The sequence below is a fragment of the Rhizobium leguminosarum bv. viciae USDA 2370 genome (assembly GCF_002008365.1).
GTDB classification, from domain to species: Bacteria; Pseudomonadota; Alphaproteobacteria; order Rhizobiales; family Rhizobiaceae; genus Rhizobium; species Rhizobium leguminosarum.
In genome coordinates this window covers 1-4,267 of the sequence record NZ_MRDL01000041.1, presented here as the reverse complement: position 1 = coordinate 4,267, position 4,267 = coordinate 1, and the positions used below count along the sequence as shown (strand labels likewise).

Here is a 4,267-nt window from a genome sequence, read left to right as displayed (position 1 = left end):
CGCTATTCCGCCGATCCTCGCCGAAACCTGCCTGAAAGGCCGGAAAACCAGGGGTTTCCGCGCATCCAGGCCGACCGACATTGCTGATTTGCGACTCCAGATCAACTACCATCGATAACCAGTACTTATCGATGGTTGTTGATCTAACTCGAGATCGTCATGGACGACAGAAGTAATGACTACCATTACCTTCTGGTTAACGGTGTGTTTGCTATGATTTCAACGCGTTGCGATATCGCCAAACTGCCCGTCCAGAGCCTGCTGCGGTACGTGGGGCAGATTTGGTGGCGATGCCGGTTTGTCAGGCAATTGTGTCGCTGACCAGCTTCTATCATAATCCGCTTCGTCCCTGAAGAAGACTGCCATTGAAGGATGGATCCGTGCCATGACCAACATCGATATCGATAGGCTCGATGAGGCCGAACTGCTGGCGTTGAACGAGCGTATCGTCGAACGGCTTCATCTTCTCCATCGGCAAAAGACAGATCAAGCATTGCAGCAGATCAAGATCGGCAGTGCCGTGATGTTCGAGGCACCCGACGGCCGAACGATTACGGGTATCGTCATTCGCCGCAATCGCAAGACCGTCACGATCCATACCGACGACGAGAAGCACTGGAACGTCTCACCGACGCTTGTCAGGCTGACCGGTCGGCATGCTCTGGATGGGGTGGCGGCCAAGGACGGGCGCGTGCTGCCATTTACGAAGCCCGGCACGCGGTAGCGGCGTTCAGGCTTTCGCCGCGATAAGGCCTGCCAATTGCGGGATGGCTTCGCCGCCGAGGCCAAGCCGGTCCCCAAGATAGTGATAAAAGGAAAGCTCGAGTTTCTGGCAGGTCTTCAAGAGACCAAGCATGGTGTCGCGGGCAACACGACCATCGCGACTCATGGTGCCGCCGGAAATCTTTCGTTTGGTGACGAACGTCCGCAGGTCATTCTCTGACGCATTGGTGTGCAACGGTGTTTGCGGGTAATCGAGCACCTTTAGCAGCTCGTTTTTACGGCGATGCAGCCGCTCAAGCAACTTGTCGAGTGCCCCATAGCCGGTGCGCAGGCTAAAGATCCTATCGAACCGTTTTCGGAACGCGGGAGCGGACTGAGGGGAAGGGTTCAGCTGATAGGCTTTCAACGCCTTGTAGAAACGCCAGACGAGATCGCGCACGACAGCGACCCAGCGCTCCTCCTTCGCAGTCGCCGGCATCAGCTTTTGCAGAAGGCGTTCCCCGTGGACCCAGCATAGCGCGTGGTTGCCGACGCGGAACTGGCCGGCGTCGTCGGACACGATCACCATGTCACCCACCAGACCATGATGACGGATCGAGCCCCAAAGGCCGGCCTCTGCAAGCGTACCAATGTCCTGCCGGTCGAAGATGTCGATACCCTTGCCGCCCAGATGCTCCATGAACGGTACCTGGTTGCAGAAGTGTTGCAGTTCAACAGTCCGCAGTCCGGCGGCCAATGCTGGACCGCCATGGCGTTCCTCCAGATAGTCGATAGCCGCATCGTTCAACACGTAGTCCAGATAACTGCCACGCAGCAGCGACAGGAGGTTCAGCCGTGATTTTGATTTCGTGGTGCGGAAAATGGTAAAATTCTCGCCGCCGATATGGGTCGTGTGGAAGTTGGCATGGGCATGGCGGGCGCCGGTATCATCGACCGTCACGTAGGCTGACGACACCAGGCCAGCATGCAGCACCGCCGCATCTTCAGCGACAAAGCCATCCAGATCCTTGGTCAGAAGCCGCACGATCTGACGCTTGGAGATGTCCAGACCGATATCGTTCAGCAATGTCGTCAGCCGCGCCATCGTCACCTGTCCTTGCGCGTGGAGCATCAGGCACGGCCGCTTGAGGTTTGCCTCGTAACCGCCTGTGATCCCCACTGGCAACGGCGCGAGCACCGTCTTTCCATCCGGCGTCACCCAGCATTCGCGGCGATAATGCACGAGCTCGGCCTTGAGGATAAGGTCGCGGACGTAGACGCTTTTGTATCCCTTGAAGCGCGAGCCGCTGGGAACATCGGCGCGCAAGACTTGCCGCCGGCTCACCCGCTTCACATCCAGTTTTGGACCCCGTGGCTTCTTCTTGGCGCCCGGCTTCTCGTCAGGCTTCGTGTCGGTTGCCTTTTCCATGCCGGACGATCGAAACGGCGGCCGCGGTGGCAGATTCTTCAGCCGGGCGATCTCATCGCGCAGCAGCTGGTTCTCGAGTTTCAGCCGGGTATTTTTCAGGCGAAGGGCGGCGTTTTCTTCGCGCAGTTGGATGGTCTCGGCCTCAAGCTTCTCAAGCCTGGCTTCCGCCTGCTGCGACCGCCCCAGAAGACCCGTCACCAATCCGCGCAACGCATTCAGCGAAAGCGTGTCGGCATGCTCGGGGGAGGGGAGCCGTTTCTTCATGACGGAATCGAATCATGATTTGCCCCGTTCAGGGAATCCCCCAAGCCGACAAACTGTTCTCAAAGCGTACGGTTATGCACACTTTCTATGCCCGGCGCCGAAACGCCGCCACCGAATCTGCTCCACGTACCAAATTCGCGCGGCGACCCCCGGCGATCGGCGGGGAGGGGACCTTCTGAAAGAATTCGAAGGCGGAGAGATCGAAACGTTCGTCGCTGCCCACCACCGCTACCGTCCAGAACTCGCAGGCTGCGCCGAACACGGTCGAGATCTGGACAACCTCGATATCACTGGGCTCGGAGATCGACGCACCTTTTGCCGGCAGACGGCGAGCCCAGTAGAAGCGGTTGGGTTCCAGTTGGAAGGTGCCGATCGTGTTCATGCGCCTAGTCCTATTAGAGGTTAATGAAAGGTTAGCGCAGAATTTCACAAGAGTCTCGGGAGAGGCAGGGGGAATTCACACGAATTGGTTACTGCCGAAGCCGTCTCGCGAGACGACGATAGCATAAAAATCTGCTATCGTAGCGACTGTATTGTCGTTGACCGTAGGTCGTTTTCGGTGAAAACCTAGTGACCTGAATCAGGGACTACACTTGACCCTGATCACCTGGTGAAGGTTCTGTGGGCGGTTCGCAAGGCATGATCGCTTCGGGTGTGGTGGTTGTGTCGTGCCAGCCGGTCGCCTTCCGCAGGGGGAGCCGCCTTGTTGATGCCGCTTGACCTCACCACGCCGAATAGAGAAGATGACCACTCCCTGGGACACGATCTAATTTTTCTGCGGTCAACTGCGAACGAGAGCTTGATACATTCAAAATCCATTTGACCCATCAAATGCCGGGAAAAACACCTTACAAGCGTAACCACGTATCGCTTCAACAGGGCGTTCGCAGATGCTAGCTGTGGATGCGGTGAAGGCGATAGGAATATGATCAATCGTTGACCTGGCGGACATAAATCAGCTGCCGCATGAACTTACTCACGTCCCTAGGGACATCCTTTCGCAGATCGCGAAGGGTGCGTGCCCAGGCGTCAACTGCCGATCATGCTTGAACGATGTCGCGTCTTGGCGGCTACTGGACCGGGGGATGAGGTCTCGATCGCATAAGAGTGCCTCCACTCGCCGGCGCAATTCACCGGGGCGCTCACGGTGAATTTGCTAATCGCGGATCTGCTGATGCGCCTCCTGCCGTCGCAGGGAGGAAGGTCGGGGATGTGGTCCAGGAGGTAGGCTTCAGGCATCGCAGGGTAACGCTTCCTATGTCCCAAAGAGCTGGGTTGATAATTGAAAATTCTGCGCACCCGCACACATCTTCTTCGGTCAAAGGAGCAGCCATGGCTACCGTGAAAGTCGATATCAATAACTTCCAGTCGGAAGTTCTGGAATCCGCAGCACCCGTCGTCGTCGATTTCTGGGCCAACTGGTGCGACCCCTGCAAGATGATTGCTCCTAGCCTCGAGGAAATCTCCGTCGAGATGGAAGACAAGATCAAGGTCGCCAAGCTCAACATCGATGAAAACCCGGAGCTCGCGTCCCAATTGGGCGTGCGCTCCATTCCGGCGCTCGCGATCTTCAAGGGCGGCGAAGTGGCCGATTTCTTGGTCGGCGTCAAACCGAAGGCAGCTCTTTTGGACTGGATTTCGAATGCTGCCTGATCGATATCACTCAATCTGTACCACAACGAAAAAACCGTTAGCTTACGCCCCGTAAAGCGGCAGGGCTCATAGTTATTATGGGCGTTTGTACAGGGCTGAGCCATGTGAGCTTCAGCGCGATGAGAGCGTCGGTTTGTAATAGCGGAATATAGTCCTCCCCTGTTTCGGACTTGCGATGCTGTCGGAGCGATTGGGTGGCGAAGAAGCTTTTCATTTCGG

General features: G+C 57.0%; 5 protein-coding genes. 2 read left to right on the top strand and 3 right to left on the bottom strand.

Annotated elements, in window-relative coordinates:
• Nucleotides 1-349 precede the first annotated feature (349 nt).
• On the top strand, nt 350-724 hold the full coding sequence (locus tag BS629_RS21420; protein ID WP_077988448.1) for a hypothetical protein: 375 nt from the start codon (nt 350-352) through the stop codon (nt 722-724).
• Between the two features lie 6 nt (nt 725-730).
• On the opposite strand, the gene BS629_RS39285 is transcribed toward BS629_RS21420, so the two are convergent.
• Both BS629_RS39285 and BS629_RS21410 read right to left on the bottom strand, forming a co-directional pair.
• Entirely contained in the window at nt 731-2,395 is a 1,665-nt protein-coding gene (locus BS629_RS39285) for an IS66 family transposase (protein ID WP_077988447.1), read from the bottom strand.
• Between the two features lie 85 nt (nt 2,396-2,480).
• Nucleotides 2,481-2,777: a hypothetical protein gene (locus tag BS629_RS21410; RefSeq protein WP_077988446.1), complete on the bottom strand. Its 297-nt coding sequence runs from the start codon at nt 2,775-2,777 to the stop codon at nt 2,481-2,483.
• Between the two features lie 950 nt (nt 2,778-3,727).
• Here BS629_RS21410 and trxA point away from each other — a divergent pair.
• Entirely contained in the window at nt 3,728-4,048 is a 321-nt protein-coding gene (gene trxA, locus BS629_RS21405) for a thioredoxin (RefSeq protein ID WP_077988445.1), read from the top strand.
• A 37-nt stretch (nt 4,049-4,085) separates the two neighbouring features.
• Here the strand turns inward: trxA and BS629_RS39495 are convergent.
• On the bottom strand, nt 4,086-4,267 hold a 182-nt coding region (locus BS629_RS39495), incomplete at its 5' end, for a hypothetical protein (protein WP_210190989.1).